At 60.9% G+C, this 18,639-nt stretch carries 16 protein-coding genes; 8 read left to right on the top strand and 8 right to left on the bottom strand.

The genetic code is table 11. The features are described from left to right. Window positions 1–81: 81 nt before the first annotated feature. Window positions 82–1,362 carry a L,D-transpeptidase family protein gene (locus ACHZCU_RS02250; protein ID WP_106310688.1) on the bottom strand — a complete coding sequence of 427 codons (1,281 nt, stop codon included), beginning with the start codon at window positions 1,360–1,362 and terminating at the stop codon, window positions 82–84. A 143-nt stretch (window positions 1,363–1,505) separates the two neighbouring features. Beyond that, window positions 1,506–1,913 (bottom strand): DUF6163 family protein, encoded by a 408-nt coding sequence (locus tag ACHZCU_RS02255; RefSeq protein WP_146132358.1) that lies wholly within the window; start codon window positions 1,911–1,913, stop codon window positions 1,506–1,508. Between the two features lie 143 nt (window positions 1,914–2,056). Here ACHZCU_RS02255 and hemB point away from each other — a divergent pair, with 143 nt between their 5' ends. From hemB to mscL, 4 genes are all read left to right on the top strand, one after another. Next, window positions 2,057–3,079 carry a porphobilinogen synthase gene (gene hemB / locus ACHZCU_RS02260; RefSeq protein WP_319517469.1) on the top strand — a complete coding sequence of 341 codons (1,023 nt, stop codon included), beginning with the start codon at window positions 2,057–2,059 and terminating at the stop codon, window positions 3,077–3,079. Between the two features lie 103 nt (window positions 3,080–3,182). After that, window positions 3,183–3,650, top strand: a complete 468-nt coding sequence (locus ACHZCU_RS02265; RefSeq protein WP_106310626.1) for an RDD family protein — start codon at window positions 3,183–3,185, stop codon at window positions 3,648–3,650. Between the two features lie 100 nt (window positions 3,651–3,750). Further along, complete coding sequence (locus ACHZCU_RS02270; protein ID WP_106310623.1) at window positions 3,751–4,503, top strand: arginyltransferase; 753 nt, start codon at window positions 3,751–3,753, stop codon at window positions 4,501–4,503. A gap of 137 nt (window positions 4,504–4,640) precedes the next feature. Next, a complete protein-coding gene (gene mscL, locus ACHZCU_RS02275; RefSeq protein WP_106310620.1) occupies window positions 4,641–5,093 on the top strand; it encodes a large conductance mechanosensitive channel protein MscL in 453 nt (150 codons plus the stop codon). A 100-nt stretch (window positions 5,094–5,193) separates the two neighbouring features. On the opposite strand, the gene ACHZCU_RS02280 is transcribed toward mscL, so the two are convergent. From ACHZCU_RS02280 to ACHZCU_RS02305, 6 genes are all read right to left on the bottom strand, one after another. Continuing rightward, the gene (locus ACHZCU_RS02280; protein ID WP_319517470.1) at window positions 5,194–6,837 is read right to left on the bottom strand and encodes an ABC transporter ATP-binding protein; all 1,644 of its coding nucleotides are present in this window, start codon (window positions 6,835–6,837) and stop codon (window positions 5,194–5,196) included. After that, window positions 6,834–7,748, bottom strand: coding sequence for an ABC transporter permease (locus tag ACHZCU_RS02285; RefSeq protein WP_106310614.1), 915 nt, complete (start codon window positions 7,746–7,748; stop codon window positions 6,834–6,836). Before ACHZCU_RS02285 ends, ACHZCU_RS02280 begins: the two co-directional genes overlap by 4 nt. Next, a complete protein-coding gene (locus ACHZCU_RS02290; RefSeq protein ID WP_319517471.1) occupies window positions 7,745–8,755 on the bottom strand; it encodes an ABC transporter permease in 1,011 nt (336 codons plus the stop codon). Before ACHZCU_RS02290 ends, ACHZCU_RS02285 begins: the two co-directional genes overlap by 4 nt. Before the next feature lie 63 nt (window positions 8,756–8,818). Beyond that, complete coding sequence (locus tag ACHZCU_RS02295; RefSeq protein WP_319517472.1) at window positions 8,819–10,423, bottom strand: ABC transporter substrate-binding protein; 1,605 nt, start codon at window positions 10,421–10,423, stop codon at window positions 8,819–8,821. A gap of 34 nt (window positions 10,424–10,457) precedes the next feature. Continuing rightward, complete coding sequence (locus ACHZCU_RS02300) at window positions 10,458–11,135, bottom strand: AroM family protein (RefSeq protein WP_319517473.1); 678 nt, start codon at window positions 11,133–11,135, stop codon at window positions 10,458–10,460. A gap of 176 nt (window positions 11,136–11,311) precedes the next feature. After that, window positions 11,312–12,268 (bottom strand): AroM family protein, encoded by a 957-nt coding sequence (locus ACHZCU_RS02305; RefSeq protein ID WP_319517474.1) that lies wholly within the window; start codon window positions 12,266–12,268, stop codon window positions 11,312–11,314. Between the two features lie 139 nt (window positions 12,269–12,407). Here ACHZCU_RS02305 and ACHZCU_RS02310 point away from each other — a divergent pair, with 139 nt between their 5' ends. The 4 genes from ACHZCU_RS02310 to ACHZCU_RS02325 all read left to right on the top strand — a co-directional run bounded on the left by ACHZCU_RS02310 (window position 12,408) and on the right by ACHZCU_RS02325 (window position 18,638). Further along, window positions 12,408–13,484 (top strand): DUF917 domain-containing protein, encoded by a 1,077-nt coding sequence (locus ACHZCU_RS02310; RefSeq protein ID WP_106310599.1) that lies wholly within the window; start codon window positions 12,408–12,410, stop codon window positions 13,482–13,484. After that, a complete protein-coding gene (locus tag ACHZCU_RS02315; RefSeq protein WP_319517475.1) occupies window positions 13,484–15,025 on the top strand; it encodes a hydantoinase/oxoprolinase family protein in 1,542 nt (513 codons plus the stop codon). The genes ACHZCU_RS02310 and ACHZCU_RS02315 overlap by 1 nt, the downstream gene beginning before the upstream one ends. Window positions 15,026–15,191: 166 nt before the next feature. After that, window positions 15,192–17,006 (top strand): S9 family peptidase, encoded by a 1,815-nt coding sequence (locus ACHZCU_RS02320; protein ID WP_319517476.1) that lies wholly within the window; start codon window positions 15,192–15,194, stop codon window positions 17,004–17,006. A 30-nt stretch (window positions 17,007–17,036) separates the two neighbouring features. Further along, a complete protein-coding gene (locus tag ACHZCU_RS02325) occupies window positions 17,037–18,638 on the top strand; it encodes an ABC transporter substrate-binding protein (RefSeq protein ID WP_319517477.1) in 1,602 nt (533 codons plus the stop codon). The last annotated feature ends 1 nt before the right edge of the window (window position 18,639 follow it).

Consider the following 18,639-nt stretch of genomic DNA (forward strand, 5'->3'; position numbering starts at 1 on the left):
GCATGATCGTGCAATAGACGAAAACCGCCGGCGAACATGGTCCGCCGGCGGCATTTTCAATCATGATTACGAAGGCCTTGCCTATTCGATGCCACTGGTCGTCTGCAGGGCAAGCTCGGGTGCGCCGTCGAGATTGTAGATATCGTCGCGGAACTGCACCACGCCGTCCTTGGCAGACCATGCGGTGATGTAGACGAAATGGTTCGGCACCGGATCGGCAAGGTTGACCGGTGTCGAGATACCGGCGCGGATTGTTTCCTCGATCTTCTGACGGTTCCAGCCGGGCGTGTTCTTCAGCAGCCAGACATCGAGGTCGCGCACGTTTTCGATCCGCACACAGCCGGATGATTCGAAACGCACGATCTCATTGAAGAGCGACTGGCTCGGCGTGTCGTGCATATAGACGGCATACTTGTTGTGGAAGTTGATCTTGGTCGAGGCCATCGCGCTGTTGGGGCCGGGATCCTGACGGAAGGTCAGGTTCGGCGCCTTTTCGGCGTTCCAGTCGATGGTCATCGGATCGACTTCATTGCCCTTGTTGTCGTAGAGCCGGATCTTGTTATCCACCAGATAGTTCGGGTCCTCGCGCATCAGCGGCATGATATCCTTCTGGATGATCGAGCGCGGCACGGTCCACGGCGGATTGAAGATGATCTCGAAGATTTTCGAGTTCAGCAGCGGCGTCTGGCGCGACGGACGGCCGACAATGGCGACGTTGCGCAGCGCAACGGCATTGTTTTCCACCGCCTCGGCATAGGCTGCCGGAATATTGACCAGCACATAGCGCTCACCGAGATCCGAGCCGGTATCTTCCACACGGGTCAGGTTAGTCTCAAGCTGCGCCAGCCGCACCCGGGCGCTGACATTGAGCGCCTTCAGCGTGTACTCATCGATATAGCCGGTTTCGGCCAGGCCGTGGCGCGCCTGGAAACGGCGAACCGCCCCCTGCACATAGGAATCATAGGAATCGGAAATGCCGGCCGAAGACGGCAGGTCGCCGGAGACGATCAGCCGCTGGCGCAGTTGCTGCACGGAGGGGTCGTAGACGCCGAACTGCAACGGCACATTCGGGTGCACCTGCGGCCAGCCGCCGCTGGTGACGATCCGCTGGTATTCGGCAATCGCCTGCATCAGGTTGGACGGCGCGTTCGGACCAAGGATCGGCTGGTTGGAGCTGACGCTGGCCTGGGCGCGCGATGTCACCGCGTCGAACTGGTCGTCCCAGGTGCCGCGTCCGGGCGTATTGATCAGCGCATCGACCGCGGACTGGGCCGAGGCCAGATGCGGCATCGCCAGCACACCGGCGGCGCCGGCGATAAAACGGCGGCGCGACACAGTTTTGGAATGCGCTTTCGGGTTCAGGTCTTTTGTCATCAAATCCAAATCTCGTTCAGTCCCTCGGGCGCTCAAAGCGCGCCCCGCTCTCCATCGAAGGCGTTTGCACATCAATATGGCTAATTATTGTCGGCTTTCAAACCCTCGGACAGCCAATGGTTATCCAACACCTAGCGCCGACGAATGAAGGTAAGGTAAACCCAGAAGGATACGTAGAGACCGATCAACAGAATGTGAAGCGCGGACACCCCCGCAGCCTCGCCGAATATGTGCGGATAGGTGCTGTGCGCGCCGATCTGCACGACGGCGCCAAGCACCCAGAGCACAAAGCCCCAGCCAACACCGAACCAGAGCCCGGCCGCGGCAACCGGATAAAGCACCGAAAGCATGGCCTCGACAACGCGGACATCGGCATGAACCAGATCGAACCGCCCGGCGCCGCCTTCGGTGATACCGATCAGCGCCGCCCAGCTCGAAAGCGCCAGCACGATCAGAAACACGGCAACGCACCGCTTGAAGACGAGAAAAGCGGTCTGCGAAAAACTGGGTCTGGGCGTAACGCTCGGCTCTGAAGACATGATCGCCTTATACGCGGCAATTGCCGGCTGACAACCCCCGGACGATATCGGCGATGTGACAAATTGGATTGTTTTGCCGGTGCGGGCGCCATGCTACAAGCCTGACAAACAGCAAAGACGACAGAGAAAGCCGGAGGCACAGGATGAACGACGCCAGCGACAAAACCCACCTCGTTGACCGGATCACCGGCCACCGCCGCATGCGCCGCAACCGCAAGGCCGACTGGACCCGCAGGATGGTCCGCGAAAGCAGCCTGACCGTCGATGACCTGATCTGGCCGGTTTTCGTCATTCCGGGCGAAAACGTCGAGGAACCGATCCCTGCCATGCCCGGTGTCTCTCGCATGAGCGTCGACCGGCTGGCGGAAGCTGCCAAAAAGGCCGCAGATCTCGGCATTCCGGCGATTGCCACCTTCCCCAATGTCGAGATGGAAAAACGCGATATGACCGGCTCGGAGATCCTGAAGCCGGACAATCTCCTCAATCAGGCAACCCGCGCCGTCAAGAAGGCAGCCCCCGGTATCGGCGTCATTACCGATGTCGCCCTCGATCCGTTCACCAGCCATGGTCATGACGGTATTCTCGTCGGCGACGAGATCGTCAACGACGAAACGGTCGATCACGTCTGCGAGGCGGCGGTGCGTCAGGCCGAAGCCGGATCCGACATCATCGCGCCGTCTGAAATGATGGATGGCCGCATCGGCGCAATCCGCGAGCGGCTCGACGCCGCGGGGTTTCAGAACGTAGGAATCATGTCCTACGCCACGAAATTTTCATCGGGCTTTTACGGCCCCTACCGCGAGGCGATCTCGACCAAGGGACTGCTGAAGGGCGACAAGGCGACCTACTACATCGACACTGCCAACGGCACGGAAGCCCTGCGTGACGCCGCGCTCGACGTCGAGGAAGGCGCCGACATGCTGATGGTCAAACCCGGCCTGCCCTATCTCGATATCTGCTGGCGGATGAAGGAGGCCTTCGGCCTGCCGGTGTTCGCCTACCAGGTCTCCGGCGAATATGCGATGATCCGCATGGCCGCCGAACGCGGCGCCATCGACGGCGAGCGGGTGATGATGGAAACGCTGCTGTCGTTCAAACGTGCCGGCTGCGACGGCATTCTCACCTATTTCGCCATGGAAGTGGCGGAAAAGCTGGCAAAATCGTGATCGCGACGGCGCGGTAACGTTGTAATCGGCAGCCGCTGTCCCACATTGGGGTCTGGAGAGGCAGCGCAACGGTGCTGCCCGATGAAACGAGCGAGCCAAACCGATGAGCATTGAACGAGACATGCCTTATGCCGCGCCGAATGCCGGCAGCCCTGCCTATTCCGGTGTGCTGTCGCGCCGGGTTCTGGCGTTTCTGGTCGATTACCTCATCATCGCCATCCTGTGGGTGCCGGCAGCGGTTGTGCTGTTCTTCGTCGGCATTGCAACACTGGGCCTCGCCTTCCTGCTCTATCCGGCGCTCTATTTCATCGTCGCCGTGTGCTATTTCGGCATGACCATGGGCGGCCCGGCCCAGGCCTCTCCGGGCATGCGGACAATGGGGCTGAAGGTGGTGCGCACCGATGGCCTGCGGATGGATTTTCTGACCGCCGCCGTGCATCTGGCGCTGTTCTGGCTGTTCAACTCCGTCCTGACGCCGCTGGTTCTGCTGGTCGGCATTTTCACCGACCGCAAGCGCCTGCTGCATGATTTCCTGATCGGCGCCGTTGTCGTGCGCGAAGAAACGATCTGAAACAGGAACATTGTTGCAACAAGATCGCCGCCAGCACGGTTGACCTTTTGTTCGATTGCGCCATGCTAGGGACAGGAACCCGAAGCATGTTGTGCTGGCCATGAATACGCAAGCCACTCAGTCGCCACAGTTTTATCTGACCGCTCCGGCGCAGTGCCCCTATCTGGAGGCCGAGCGCGAGCGCAAGGTGTTTACGCATCTCGTCGGCCCGCGCGCCAACGAGATGAACGACCTTCTGACGCAAGGCGGGTTCCGGCGTTCTCAGAACATCGCCTACCGCCCGGCCTGCGAAAACTGCCGCGCCTGCGTCTCCGTCAGGATCGTGGCCGAGGAATTTGAAAAGCCGCGTTCCTTGCGACGCATCCTCACCCGCAACGGCGATCTCGTGTCGAGCGAGCGGCAGGCCATTGCCACAGCCGAACAATACGACCTGTTTCGCACCTATCTCGACAGCCGCCACCAGCGCGGCGGCATGGCCGACATGACCATCGACGATTATGCCGTGATGGTGGAGGAAACCCATGTGGAAACCCGGATATTCGAATATCGGGCCTCGACCGGCCGTGCGGACGAAGAAGGCGAACTCGTTGCCGTCGCTCTGTCCGATGTTCTCTCCGACGGGCTTTCGATGGTCTATTCCTTCTTCAACCCGGCCTATGTGAAGCGTTCACTCGGCAGCTACATGATCATCGACCATGTGACCCGGGCGCAAAGGCTTGGCCTTCCCTATGTCTATCTCGGCTACTGGGTCAAAGGCTCGCAGAAGATGGACTACAAGAAGCGCTTTCAGCCGCAGGAACACCTGACAGCCCGCGGGTGGGAACCCGCCGAGGCTGAAGAGCCTGTGGAATAGCGCGTCCGCCAGCGCCATTTTTACCATCAGCATCGTTTTTGCACCGTAGCGTCTGGAACCCATGGTCGCATTCGCCTAACGTCATTCCGTCAGTCATTGCGTTGAAATATCGCGCCAGCAGGAGAGACAGAGGGACCATGCTGAAGGAATTCAGGGATTTCATCGCCAGGGGCAATGTCGTGGACATGGCCGTTGGCATCATCGTGGGCGCGGCATTCACCGCCATTGTCCGCTCGCTGGTTGCCGACATTATCGACCCGATCATCGGCCTGATCGTCGGCGGCATCGATTTTTCGGACATGTATTTCGTGATGAACGGCACGGTGCCTGCCGGCGCGAGCCTTGCCGACGCGCGCGACTCAAGCGCGGCGATTTTTGCCTATGGCGCGTTCATCACCTCCGTCATCAATTTCATGATCATCGCCTTCGTGGTCTTCATGCTGGTCAAGACCATCAACCGGGTGCGTGCAGCCGCTGAACGCAAGGCCAAGAAGCAGGAAGAGATCAAGGCGGCAGAAGCCCCGCCGCCCGGACCAAGCGAGCTGGATGTTCTCCTCGAAATCCGCGATGCGCTGAAGAAGCAGCAATAACCGCCCAACCGCAAAAGCCGGGGCCTGCGCATCCTGCATCGCGGCCCCGCCCCGTCACCGGAGCGCGAACGCCGTCAGCACCGAAGACGCCGGACGCGCCTCACATTCGCCCTTGCAGCGCCGCAGGCGATGTCCGCCGTCCGCTTTCGATGAGCGCGCGCGTATAGTCGTGGTCGGGGTTCAAAAACAGCTTCTCTGTTTCCCCCTGCTCGACAACCCTGCCCCGCTGCATCACAAGCGTCCTGTTGCAGACCTGCCGGATGACGGCGAGGTCATGGGAGATGAAGACATAGGTCAGGTCCAGTTCGTCACGCAGCGACCGCAGGAATGCAAGCACCTGCGCCTGCACCGAAACATCAAGCGCCGATGTCGGCTCGTCGAGCACCAGCAGCTTCGGATTGAGCGCCACCGCCCGGGCAATACAGACACGCTGCTTCTGTCCGCCGGACAGTTCGTGCGGATAGCGATATTTGAACAGTTTCGGCAATTGCACGATATCGAGAAGCGTTTCCACACGGCGCTCGATCTCGCGACGGCCAATCCTTGTCTGCAGGCGCAGCGGTTCGGCAATGGCGTCGCCGATCGTGTGGCGGCCATCGAGAGCGGAATGCGGGTTCTGGAACACAAGCTGCATGTCCTGCCGCTTGCGCCGCAGCGCCTCCGCCGTCAGCCCCGACAGGTTGACGCCGTCGAAGATCACATCGCCGGCACTCGGCTCGATCAGCCTGAGGACCATCCGCGCCAGCGTTGATTTGCCGGACCCGCTTTCGCCGACGACACCCAGCACATCGCCCTTTTCAATCCGGAAGCTGACATTGTCGACGGCTTTCATGGTGCCGGTCGCGCCGACCGAATATGTTTTTTCGAGCCCGTTGACCTCGACAAGCGGCGCGTGATCGGTTCGCTCCGGCCGGTCGCCGGCCCGTTCGGGCGGCGCCCGGTCGATATCGGGAACGGCGGCGAGAAGACGCCGCGTATAGTCCTGCTGGGGATTGCGCAGAATATCCACCGTCAGCCCCTGCTCCACGATCTCGCCCTTGTACATCACCGCACAACGCTCCGCCACGGCGGCAATCGCGCCAATATCGTGGCTGATCATCACCACGGTCAGGTTGAGCTTCCTGACCAGGCTGCCGATCAGGTCCAGCACCTGTGCCTGAACCGTCACGTCGAGCGCGGTTGTCGGCTCATCGGCAATCAGCAGGTCGGGCTTGCCGGCCAACGCCATGGCAATCAGCACGCGCTGACGCATGCCGCCGGACAATTCATGCGGATATTGCCCGGCCACCCGCGCGGGCTCGTGAATGCCGACCTGATCCAGCAGTTCGACCACGCGCGCCAGCCGTGCCTTGCGCGGCGGCACGGGCTCGCCCGCCGCCCGGCGGTGCGCCGCCACCACATCGCCGACCTGCGTGGCGATGGTGAAGAGCGGGTTCAGATAGGTCATCGGATCCTGAAAGATCATCGAAATGCGGATGCCGCGGATCCCGGCCCAGGCCTTGTCGGAAAGTCCGGTCAGTTCGGTCCCGTCGAAAGTGATGGAACCGCCGGTGCGCCGTGACTGGCGCGGGCCGATGCCCATGACCGAACGCACCAGCACCGTCTTTCCCGAGCCGCTTTCGCCGACGATACCGAGTGTCTGGCCGCGCTCAACCGAAAGATTGATGTTCTTCAGAACCGGAATGACGCCATCGAAGGTATCGATATCGAGCGAGAAGTCGCGAATGGAAAGCAGATCGGTCATCGTTCACGGCTCCTGGGATCGAGAATGTCGCGGAGACCGTCGCCAAGCAGGTTGAACCCCAGAACGGTCAGGAAAATCGCCATGCCGGGGAAGAAGGAATACCACCACCAGTCCGGCATATAGCTGCGCGCAATCGAAATCATCGAGCCCCATTCCGGCGCCGGCGGCGGCGCACCGAGGCCGATAAAGCCGAGCGAGGCTGCGGCCAGAATGGCCATGCCCATATCCATGCTCATCTTGACGATGATCGGCGACAGGCAGTTCGGCAGGATGTGGTGCCAGAGCAGCCAGGGCGTTTTCGCCCCGATGGAGCGCGCAGATTCGATGAAAAGCTCTTCCTTGACCGCCAGCGTCTTGGCCTCGACGAGGCGGACATAACCCGGCCACCAGACCAGGGAAAGCGCCACCACGCAATTGGTGATGCCCGGCCCGAGGGCGGCGACGATAGCGAGCGCAAGCGCCAGCCCCGGCACGGCCAGAAAAAGCTCCGTCACCCGCATGATGACGGCGCGGAGAAACCCGCCGCGATAGCCGGCGATAATGCCGAGCGGCACACCGATCAGCGCCGCCACGCCGGTAATCACGATGCCGATCCACAGCGATGTGCGCGTGCCGACAATCACCCGGGAAAAGATATCGGCCCCCATTTCGTCGGTTCCGAAAAGATGGGCGAAGGATGGCGGCAGCAGTCGCTCTCCCATATTGACCGCGCCAAGCGCATCTTCGGGATGGGGCACGATCCACGGGCCGATTGCCGCCAGAATCAGAAACAGGGCAACAAGAAACAGCCCCAGCATCGAGGAAAAGCTCTTGCGGAACATGAACGCATAAAGCCGCCACTGACGAATGGTGCTGGCATGACGCTCGCGGAACGAAAGGGTTTGCGGCACTTCGCTTGGCAGATCGCTCATCGGGCTTTCCTCAGGCGCGGATCGATCCAGACATAGGCCAGATCAACGAGCATATTGGTGACGATGAAGAAGAACCCGATCACGAGGGTGACGCCGATGACGGGTTTGAAATCGGATGAAAGCGCCGATGACACGGCATAAAGGCCAATGCCCGGCCAGTCGAACACGGTTTCGACCAGAACCGTCGACCCCAGCATCCAGCCGAAACGCAGCCCGATCATCGCAAGGGTCGGCAACAGGGCATTCTTCAGCGCGTAAACGATAATCACCCGCGTCCGGGCAATGCCATGCGCACGGGCGGCGACAATATAGTCGGATTGCAGCACTTCGATCATCTCGGCGCGGTTGACCCTGAGGATCGATGCGAGACAGGGGAAGGACAACACCACCGCCGGCAGAATGATGTGCGAAACAGCCTTGCCGAAGGTCGTAAACTGGCCCTGGATCAAGCTGTCGATGAGCAGAAGCCCGGTCACAGTGTCGGGCGGACGGGTGACCAGCGGCAGCCGGCCGGAGACCGGAAGCAGACCGAGATCGACGGCAAACAGAAGCTGCAGCAGAATGCCGAACCAGAAGGCCGGCAACGCCACGCCGGAAATCGAGAAAATCCGCACCGCATGGTCGAAGGGCGTATCCTTGTAGACGGCGGACAGCATGCCGAGCGGGACACCGACGAGAACACCGAGCGACATGGCAACCAGAACAAGCTCGATGGTTGCAGGCGCATAGCGCAGCAGTTCATCCAGCACCGGGCGGGTGGTGACGATCGACGTACCGAGATCGCCGCGCGCCAGATTGCCCATATAGATCACGAACTGTTCGGCAATCGGCTTGTCGAGCCCGTTTTCCACACGGATGGTCTCGACCATGTCCGGCGTGGCATTGGGGCCGGCCACCAGCCGCGCCGGATCGCCGGGCGCGATATTGGTGATCACGAAAGTCAGCACCGCGATACCGATCATGGTGCCGATAATCGTCAGGAGCTTGCGCAGCAGAAATGAAAGCATTGTCGTCCGCATGGGTGGTGCCCCGGTCGGGCGAACCCGGCCGGGGCGGATTGAAGGTCAGGCTTATTCGGTCTTGATCCACAGCGGATAAAGGTCGACTTCGCCGGTAAAGCGGACAGGGCTGAAGGTAAAGCCTTCAAGATAGTCACGCCGCGCCCAGCGACGGTTCTGCAGCATGCCGAAAACTTCCGGCTGATCGGCCACAATCTGCGTCTGGATTTCGGCATAGAGATCGGCGCGCTTGTCCCAGTCGGTTTCCGCACGGGCCTCGTCGATCATCGCCCAGACCTCGGGATTGTCGTAATGGGCAATGCCGTAATACTTGTCCCAGCTGTCGCGGTGATACATGTAGGCCACCGAATCCGGGTCGGTCGAGATCGGCGTCGCATAGATCGACGTCATGTCGGGCGTGGTGTCGATCGAGGCGCCGGCGGCTACCATGTTCGGCCACTGTTCCGGACGGATGTTGACGTCGATATTGAGCGCCTTGAGATTGTCCAGCAGAACGAGTCCGATCCGTCGCGCCTCTTCCAGACCGGCAACATGCACATAGTCGAGCGTGATGCCGCCATCGGGATAATCGGACTTGGCCAGATATTCCTTCGCCTTTTCGATATCCTGACGCGGAATGCCGGCCACGTCGACATGGCCCTTCATTGCGCCCGGCAGCGGGCTCGTTTCAAGCGTTGCCGCACCGTTGTAGATCTGGACCAGCGCATCGTAGTCCATTGCATAGGCAATCGCCTTGCGCAAGTTGATGTCGGCGGTCGGACCCTTCTGGTTGTTGAACTTGATGCCGAACGTGGTCATGCCCTTGTGGTTTTCGATCGCGATGCCCGGTGCATTGGCGATCTGGACATAATCGTCGGAGGTCAGACCTTCGACAATATCGACCTCGCCGCGCTGCAGCGCCGCCTTCTGGGCAGCCGGTTCGCGGATGATCCGGTAAATGACGCCGGCGGGATGGCTGTCGCCCTGCGGCCAGCCCTTCCAGTAGTCGTCGACGGCTTCGACTTCATAAAGGACATTCGGCTCCCAGCGGCCAAGCGTGAACGGACCGGAGCCGGCTTCGTGGTCGGTCAGCCACTTCTGCCCGTAATCGTCGTCAACGATATTGGCTTCCACCTGTGCCGGGTTGACCACATACCACCAGGGCAGGAAGGACAGGAACGGCGAATAGGGTTTTTCGAGGTTGAACTCGACCGTGTAGTCGTCGACAACCTTGATGCCTTCCGGCTTCAGAAAATCCTTGAGCATCCAGGCCACGCCCTTGTTCAGCTCAAGGCCGCGCACGAAGGAATAGCGCACGGCTTCCGCCGTCACCGGATCGCCATTGTGGAATGTCACGCCTTCGGCGAGGTGAAAGGTCCAGGTGCTGCCATCGTCGCTGATGTCCCAGCTTTCGGCCAGCCACGGCTTCACTTCGGCCGGATCGCCCTCATATTTGACCAGCGCATCGTAGACGCCCTGCTGGATCATGCGCGTCGACCAGTCGTAACGCACATGCGGGTCGAGCACCGGAATGGCCTGCCGACCGCCGAAAACGATGATCTCGCCATCATCGGTGCGCTCGAAAGCTGCGGCGGGGGCAGCCGGAAGCACGGTGCCCATGACCGAAGCTGCGAAAAAGCCCAGAGCCAGGCCCTGGAATAAACTGCGTCTCTTCATTTCATTCCCTCTTTATCGTTACTTGGTTGAAAGATCAGACCATCTGGCGGACCACACCGGCCACAAGCCGACGCGACAGCAGCACCGGCGCACCGACCGATGTGCGGACCGCCTCCAGCATGGCGGCCGAATAGCCCATGCAATGCATGACAATCAGGTCGCAATCCGCAAGCGCGGCGGCCCGTGCGGCCATATCGTCTCCAGCATAGGGCGAGGCCGCCACAGCCTTTGCCTTACGGGAGAAAACATGCCGCTCGGCAAAATCGGCAACCTGCCGCTCCAGCGGCAGAATGACGCCGAGATTGCGCGCTGACTGCGCCAGCGCTTCCACGGTGGAATCGACGATGCGCTGGGCTTCGACCACAAGCGTGTGCGCCAACGGCTCGATTTTCGTGCCGGTGCACAACAGCACGATCAGGTCGAAACCCTTGCTGTCGATGTCCTGCAAAAGCTGGTTCAGCCGTTCTTCCGTGCGGTCTTTGGAGGTGACGATTTCGCTACCATCGGCAAGCCGCGTTGCAAAGGAGTGTTCGCCGGGTTCTGCCCGCAGCGCATCGAGATCAGCGCCGGAAAGCCCATCCAGAACGCCGAATTCGACGATCTCGGGCGGGTTGCCCTCACGGCCGGCGACGATTTCGGAAACCATCTCAGGCACAAGGTCGATCCGCGGTGTCTGACCGATGGTGACGAAAGCGAGGCGCGAGGTTTTCAAGGCTTTATTCCGCAAGCTGTTTTATACATGAATGAAAACAGCCTAGCGTCAGGGACGCGCGCACTTCTATCAGGAATAGCCCCTAAACCGGCGTTTTTCCTGCCGGGCAAACCCGCCGCAAAAACAGGCATTTCATGAAAAGACACGCCTAAAAATCAGCCAAACCGCCGAACGGATCAGAACTGACCGGAAGAAACCACAAGCCGGATCAGCGCGCCGACGGAACTGACTTCCATCTTGTTCATCACATTGGCGCGGTGAATTTCGACGGTCTTCGGGCTAATGCCAAGCTGGCGGGCAACGGCCTTGTTGGAAAGTCCTTCGGCGACCAGGGAAAGAACCTGTTTTTCCCGCGGGGTCAGGCGCATCAGCTTGTCCGTGAAATCCTGCGACGCGCCCGGCTGTGGCGGCGGATAGGGACGGCCTAGCAGCAGCCGGATGGCGCCGGCCACCAGCCGGCGGGCAAGGATGACCGGCTTGCCGCTGGCCTTGGCAACCGTCTGGCGGTCTTCCTCATCGAAGCTGACGGAATTGAGAACGATGATCTCGCATTCGGCAAGGTCGAGAAGCGCGCTGGCCAGAGACGCGCGGTTGGCGTTCTGTGCATGCGTGGCCGTGATCTGGAACAGGCCGAGCGCCGGAATATCCAGCTCGTCCACCTGATCTTCCAGCGGCTGGATAAGGCCGATTGCATCCCCCCGAAATGCCAGCGACATGACCGTCGCCTCCATGACACGTTGGGTATTGACCGTCGGGCACGAGCTCTGGAAATCCCGGAAAAGACCGGTGGTCAGGATCACCACAAGATCGTATGCGCCGGAAGGCAAATTCGCGACAATCCTTGACATGCGGTCGGCAATACGCGGTTTCGACAAGACGATGCTCTCGCCATTGCGCAGCACGGTGATGATCCTCGCCTCGCCCGGCAACGGCCTGAGATCGTCGATAGCCTCTTCATCCAGCCCATCCAGCGCGCCGATTTCGTGCGCCTCGACAGGCATGCCGACATCGCGCATTACGCTGTCGACCAGTTCCGTGCGCGGCGACTGGCCGACGCTGACAAACATGATCTGGCGCGGTCTTTCCGTGCCGCCGGGCGAAAGGTGCCGATCTGGATCGTCTGAAATCTGCAAGTATGAATTCCGTATCAGAAAAGGCGGTGAAACCGCCAGCTAAATGCCTAATAAAAAGGCACTGCATTTCTAGGTGCAATCCCCTATAGCTGCAAAACTACTCAGAAGTTAGGCTCCTGTCCAATCTTCGGAGGTAAGAATGATCCGTGAATTTGAAGAGGCAGAGATCGATGCTCTGGCGACCGGCGCCTGGATTCTGGGAACCGGTGGTGGCGGAAGCCCCTATCTGGCCCAACTCAATCTCAAGAAACTTTACAGCGACGGCAAACGGTGCCGGCTTCTCGACCCGCTGGCCCTCGATGACGACGATGCGGTTGCCGTGGTTTCCAAGATGGGCGCGCCGCTCGTCGGCCAGGAACGGCTGGTGGATCCCGCCCATCTGGCCCGCGCCGTGCGCCTGATGGAAGACTATACGGGCCGGAAATTCCGCGCCATCATGAGCGTCGAGATCGGCGGAGGCAATGCGCTGTCGCCCTTCCTTGCGGGCGCGATGCTCGACATACCGGTGCTGGATGCCGATGCCATGGGCCGCGCCTATCCGGAAGCACAGATGACCAGTTTTGCGATCGGCGATCTGCCGATGTATCCGCTGACCTTGGTCGACTGCCGCGACAACGAGGCGATCGTTGCAAAGGCAGCATCCTGGAAATGGATGGAACGGATTTCACGCCAGATCTGCACCGAAGTCGGCTCGACTTCGGCGACCTGCAAGGCGCCGCGCACCGGCCGCGAGGTCAAGGACTGGGGCGTGCTTCACACCGTCACCAAGGCGATTGCGCTCGGGCGAGCCGTGCAGGATGCCCGCGCGGCACACTCCGATCCGGTGGCAGCCGTTGTCGGCCACGAGGGCGGCAAGGTTCTGTTTCGCGGCAAGGTGACCGATATCGACAGGACCACGACGGGCGGCTTTCTGCGCGGCATGGCGACGATCGGCGGCCTCGACGACGATAACGGCGCGACGCTCGAACTGGCGTTCCAGAACGAATGGGCCGTTGCCTTCCGCAATGGCGCGCCGGTGGCAATGACACCGGACCTGATCTGCCTGCTCGACAGCGTCTCCGGCGAGGCCATCGGCACGGAAACCGTTCGCTACGGCCAGCGCGTGACCGCCGTTGCCCTGCCCGCGCCGGATGTGCTGACGACAGCGAAGGGCATTGCCCATGTCGGCCCGCGCGCCTTCGGATATGACATTGATTACAAATCGGTTTTTGCATAATGAAACGTATAGGTATTGACGTTGGCGGCACCAATACGGATGCCGTTCTGCTGGATGGCGATAAGGTTCTTGCCGCAGTCAAGCTTCCGACGACGGCCGATGTCATGCAGGGCGTCGTTCAGGCAATCGGCAAGGTGATGGCCGACGAGACCGCAACGGCCACGCCGGTTGACGCGGTCATGATCGGCACCACCCATTTCACCAATGCCGTTGTCGAACGCGCGCGGCTGGAACGCGTCGGCGCGATCCGCATCGCGCTGCCCGCAGGCGCTTCGCTTCCGGCGATGATCGACTGGCCGGCGGATCTTCGAAACGAGGTCGACGCGCTTTCCTTCATGGTCGAAGGCGGCCATGAATATGACGGGCGCGAACTTGTGCCGCTCGATACTGTCGCAGTCCGCGAAGCCGCGATGAAGATACGCGATGCCGGTATCACCGCCATCGGCATTACCGCACTGTTCTCGCCGCTGACCGATGCCTGCGAGCATGAGGCCGCCGAAATCGTCCGCTCCGTCATTCCTGAAGCGCGGATCACCCTTTCCAGCACGCTCGGCCGTATCGGACTTCTCGAGCGCGAAAATGTCACGCTGCTGAATGCCGCTTTGCAGAACCTCGGACAGTATACGATCGACGCTTTCGGCGCGGCACTCAGGCAGGCCGGCATTCATGCGCCCTTCTACCTCACCCAGAACGATGGAACCGTGGTGCTGGCGGAAGTGGCCGCCGCCAACCCGGTCTACAGCTTTGCCTCGGGGCCGACGAATTCCATGCGCGGCGCGGCCAGCCTGACCGGGCTGAGCGAGGCCATGGTTGTCGATGTCGGCGGCACCACCAGCGACATCGGCTGCCTTGTCGGCGGGTTCCCGCGCGAGGCCAACAATGTCGTCGCCGTCGGCGGCGTGCGCACACTGTTCCGCATGCCCGATCTTCTGCCGCTGGCGCTTGGCGGCGGCACCATCATCGACCCCGAAACCAGAACCATCGGCCCGCGTTCGGTCGGCTACAGGATTACCGAAAAGGCGCTGGTCTTCGGCGGCGACACGCTGACGACGACCGATATTGCGGTGGCCGCCGGGCTTGCCGATATCGGCGACCGTGACCGCGTGCGCCATCTGGACCAGGCTTTCGTCTCCGACATGCTCGCCCGCATCGCACGCATGGTCGAAGACGGCATCGACCGGATGAAGACTTCATCCGAAGGCGTCAAGCTGATCGCCGTCGGTGGCGGCGCTTTCCTGATCCCGGAAAAGATCAAGGGCATCAGCGAGGTGGTCAAGGTTGAACACGCCGGCGTTGCCAACGCGCTCGGCGCGGCCATGGCGCAGGTTTCCGGCGAAGTCGACCAGGTGTTTTCCGAGATGAGTCGCGACGAAGCCCTCGCCGAAGCCGAACGCCTGGCGCGTGACCGCGCCGTTGCCGCCGGCGCAAAGGCCGAAAGCGTGAACGTGATCGACACCGAAGACATTCCGATCGCCTATCTGCCGGGCGGTGCGCGGCGCGTGCGCGTGCGCGTTGTCGGCGATATTGCCGCGTTCTCATAAAAAAACGGCAAGGCGCGCTGCATGAATGATGGCAGCGCGCCTTGCCGAATACAGTCTATGCCCGAAATGACTTAAACCATTCCGACTGATCGTTGGAATTCACGTCCGATACGGTTTCTAATTTCCATCATCCCCTTGCGATGTTCGCTGGAAGCAGAGACCGATCATGACATCTCCCTCAATATCAGCCCTTTTATCGATACCGGAAAAATCCGCCCCGGCCGTTTCCACCGACGGGTCGCTGATCGCCTTTCTCTCCAATGAAACCGGCATTGCCCAAATCTGGCTGATGCCGGCCGAAAACGGGCGCCCTACCGGACCGGCGCGGCAGGTGACTGATCTGGACGAGCGGGTCGTCTCGATGGCGTTTTCGCCCAAGGGCCGGGACCTGCTTTTCGTGACCGATTGCGGCATGGACGAACGCTTTCGGCTGTTTCTGCTGAAAAATGCCGAAGGAGAGCCCATTGCGTTGACCCACGCGCCGGGTCGCGTCCACGCATGGGGCTGCTGGTCGCCCGATGGCGCCTCGATTGCCTATGGATGTAACGGGCGGAATGCGGCGAAAATGGATATCCACGTCATGGATATCGCCACCGGCAAAAGCCGCATCGTCATGGAAAACCACGGCTATGCGGAACCGGTTGCCTTCAGCCCGGACGGCAAACGCCTGCTGGTCAACGATTCTCGCCGGTCGATGAGCGATCAGGATCTGGTCTGGGTCGATCTTGCGACCCTCGCCGTGACACCGGCCCTGCCGCATGCAGGTCGCGCCCGCTATCTCTCTGTCAAATTCCTCGATGATGACGCGCAAAGGACGGTGATCCTGACGGATCAGGACAATGACTTTCTCCGCCCCTGCATCGCCGATTTCAAGACTGCGGCACTATCCCCCGTTTTCGCGCCGGATGGCGTTGATGTCGATATTGCCGCACTTTCTTCCGACAAGACGACACTGGCCTGCACCGTCAACCATGAGGGCATTGACCGCATAGAACTCATCACTCTCGCAGATGGTTCAATACGCCACTTCGGCGCGCCCGGCACTGGGCAGATCGGGGGCCTGAAATTCACCGAAGGTGATACGGCGCTCCTGTTTTCGCTGGCAGGCCCCGCCTTTCCGTCGGATAACTGGCGTCTGGCGCTGGAGAGCGGGCAGTTTACCCGGCTAGCCGAACCGGACAGCGCGACCGGCGACTATGACTTTACAGAACCGGTTGTCGAACGCCTTGCCAGTTTCGACGGGCTGTCCGTCCCGTATTTTCGCTACACGCCGAACCAGGCGCCACCGGCCGGCGGATGGCCGGTTCTGTTCATGGTCCATGGCGGCCCCGAAAACCAGTGGAAGGCGCAGTTCCGGGCAGACCTGCAATATTATCTGAAACAGGGGATCATGGTGATTGCGCCGAATGTGCGCGGCTCCACCGGCTATGGCCGCCGCTACCACCAGATGGACGACCGCGAGAAGCGCATGGACAGCGTGCGCGACCTTCTGGCGCTGCGCGATGCCATTGCCGCCCGCCCGGATGTGGATGCGTCGCGCATCGGTGTCATGGGCCAGAGCTATGGTGGCTTCATGGTGTTGGCCGCCATGACCGAAGCGCCGCAGGCCTGGCGCTGCGGGATCGATTTTTACGGTATCTCCAATTTCACCACCTTGATGATGACCACCGGTCCGTGGCGGATGCAGCTGCGCGCGGCGGAATATGGCGATCCGGTCGAGGATGCCGCCCTGCTGGCCGACATTTCCCCGATGACGCGGATTGAGCGGATCAACGCGCCTCTTCTGCTGGTCCACGCAAACTGCGATCCGCGCGTCCCGATCGAACAGAGCGAACAGGTCTATTCCGTGCTCAAGGGACACGACCGGCCGGTGGAATATCTACGCATCGACCACGAAGGCCACGGCTTTTCCCGCACGGCCAACCGGATACAGGTTTTCTCCGCCGTTTCCGCCTTTCTTCAAAAACACCTCATCACCTGACCCGCAATCATGTTTCCAAAGGAGCGCTCCATGAAGTTCATGAAAACATCCCTTTTATGCCTGACGGCCCTGACGCTGCCCGCCGCGATGACGCCGGCGCTGGCGGCAACGCCACAGGATGCACTGGTCATGGCCTACAACATCGATGCCATTTCAAGCTTCGATCCGGCCCAGATCGCGGAAGTCGTCACCGATGAGATCGTGATGAACACCTGTGACGCGCTGGTGAACTACGACCCCGAAGACGAGGCCAGCTTCGTTCCCGCACTTGCCGAAAGCTGGGATGTTTCCGACGATGGCCTGCAGATCACCTTTCACCTGAAGGACGATATCGTCTTTCCCGACGGAACGCCCGGAACGGCCGATGACCTGCTGTGGTCGATGAAACGCGTCGTCAATCTCGGCTTCGGAAACTCCGCTTCCCTGACGGAATACGGCTTCACCAAGGAAACGATTGACGATCTCATCACCGCGCCGGACGACAGCACGATCGTGATGAAGCTCGACAAGCCTTATCCGCTCAATCTGGTTCTCGCTTCCGTCGCGGCCAACCGCGTTTCCGTCATGCTCAACCGCGCCGAAGTCGAGGCCAACGAGAAGGATGGCGACCTCGGCAATGCCTATCTTCAGGACAGGACGGCCTGCGTCGGCCCCTATCATCTGGCGCGCTGGAACCCGGGCGAGGCCGTCATTCTGGAAGCAAACGAAAACTACAACGGACCGAAGCCCAATCTCAGTCGCGTCATGATCCGCCATGTTGTCGAAACCGGCACGCAGCGCCTGTTGCTGGAAAAGGGCGATATCGACATCGCCCGCAATCTGGCGCCCGAGGATCTTGCCGAACTGCCGGATGCCGAGGGTGTCGAAGTTGTCCGCACGCTGATCCCCTCGATGTTCTATATGGGCATGAACGCCCAGGAAAAGCCGTTTGACGATCCGAAGGTGCGCCTCGCCATGCGCTACCTGATCGACTATCAGGGCTTGTCCAAAACCGTCATTGACGGCGTTGGCGTTGCCCGCGCATCATTTGTGCCGCTCGGCTCCTTCGGCGCTCTCGACGAAGCGGCGGGCGAGCCCTTTTCGCTCGATATCGACAAGGCGAAGGCACTTCTGGCCGAAGCCGGTTATCCCGATGGTTTCGAGGTCACGCTTCTCGTCGGCTCGCATCCCTATGGGACGCCGATTGCCCAGCAGATTCAGCAGGCCGCCAGCCAGGCCGGCATCACCTTCAATATCGAACGCATGTCCAATGCCCAGCTCTATTCCCGAAACCGTGGCCGGGATTTTCAGGCTGCCCTGCTTGGTTTCAAGACCAATGTTCCCGATGCCAACGGCATGGCATCGCGTTTCGTCTACAATCCCGACAACAGTTTCGATGCCAAGCTGACCCAGTATCCGGCATGGCGCTCCGGCTATTTCGATGAGGAGATGAACGCGCGCGTTCAGGCTGCCCTTTTCGAGAAAGACCCGCAAAAGCGCGCAGAGATGTACCACGCGCTTCAGGAAGACATCATGCAGCAGGGGCCGATGGCCTATGTCATGCAGACGATGAACAGCGCGGCCAAGCGCGAAACGCTGCATGACTGGACGTGGAACGGCTTCCGTATCTACTACGGCAAGGCCACGAAATAAG

The sequence above is a fragment of the uncultured Martelella sp. genome (assembly GCF_963677965.2).
Taxonomy (GTDB): Bacteria; Pseudomonadota; Alphaproteobacteria; order Rhizobiales; family Rhizobiaceae; genus Martelella; species Martelella mangrovi.

What these genes read in the sequence shown, in the direction of transcription:
- ACHZCU_RS02255 (WP_146132358.1), bottom strand. Translation starts at nt 1,913, where the DNA reads ATGTCTTCAGAGCCGAGCGTTACGCCCAGACCCAGTTTTTCGCAGACC.
- hemB (WP_319517469.1), top strand. Translation starts at nt 2,057, where the DNA reads ATGAACGACGCCAGCGACAAAACCCACCTCGTTGACCGGATCACCGGC.
- ACHZCU_RS02265 (WP_106310626.1), top strand. Translation starts at nt 3,183, where the DNA reads ATGAGCATTGAACGAGACATGCCTTATGCCGCGCCGAATGCCGGCAGC.
- ACHZCU_RS02270 (WP_106310623.1), top strand. Translation starts at nt 3,751, where the DNA reads ATGAATACGCAAGCCACTCAGTCGCCACAGTTTTATCTGACCGCTCCG.
- mscL (WP_106310620.1), top strand. Translation starts at nt 4,641, where the DNA reads ATGCTGAAGGAATTCAGGGATTTCATCGCCAGGGGCAATGTCGTGGAC.
- ACHZCU_RS02280 (WP_319517470.1), bottom strand. Translation starts at nt 6,837, where the DNA reads ATGACCGATCTGCTTTCCATTCGCGACTTCTCGCTCGATATCGATACC.
- ACHZCU_RS02285 (WP_106310614.1), bottom strand. Translation starts at nt 7,748, where the DNA reads ATGAGCGATCTGCCAAGCGAAGTGCCGCAAACCCTTTCGTTCCGCGAG.
- ACHZCU_RS02290 (WP_319517471.1), bottom strand. Translation starts at nt 8,755, where the DNA reads ATGCTTTCATTTCTGCTGCGCAAGCTCCTGACGATTATCGGCACCATG.
- ACHZCU_RS02295 (WP_319517472.1), bottom strand. Translation starts at nt 10,423, where the DNA reads ATGAAGAGACGCAGTTTATTCCAGGGCCTGGCTCTGGGCTTTTTCGCA.
- ACHZCU_RS02310 (WP_106310599.1), top strand. Translation starts at nt 12,408, where the DNA reads ATGATCCGTGAATTTGAAGAGGCAGAGATCGATGCTCTGGCGACCGGC.
- ACHZCU_RS02315 (WP_319517475.1), top strand. Translation starts at nt 13,484, where the DNA reads ATGAAACGTATAGGTATTGACGTTGGCGGCACCAATACGGATGCCGTT.
- ACHZCU_RS02320 (WP_319517476.1), top strand. Translation starts at nt 15,192, where the DNA reads ATGACATCTCCCTCAATATCAGCCCTTTTATCGATACCGGAAAAATCC.
- ACHZCU_RS02325 (WP_319517477.1), top strand. Translation starts at nt 17,037, where the DNA reads ATGAAGTTCATGAAAACATCCCTTTTATGCCTGACGGCCCTGACGCTG.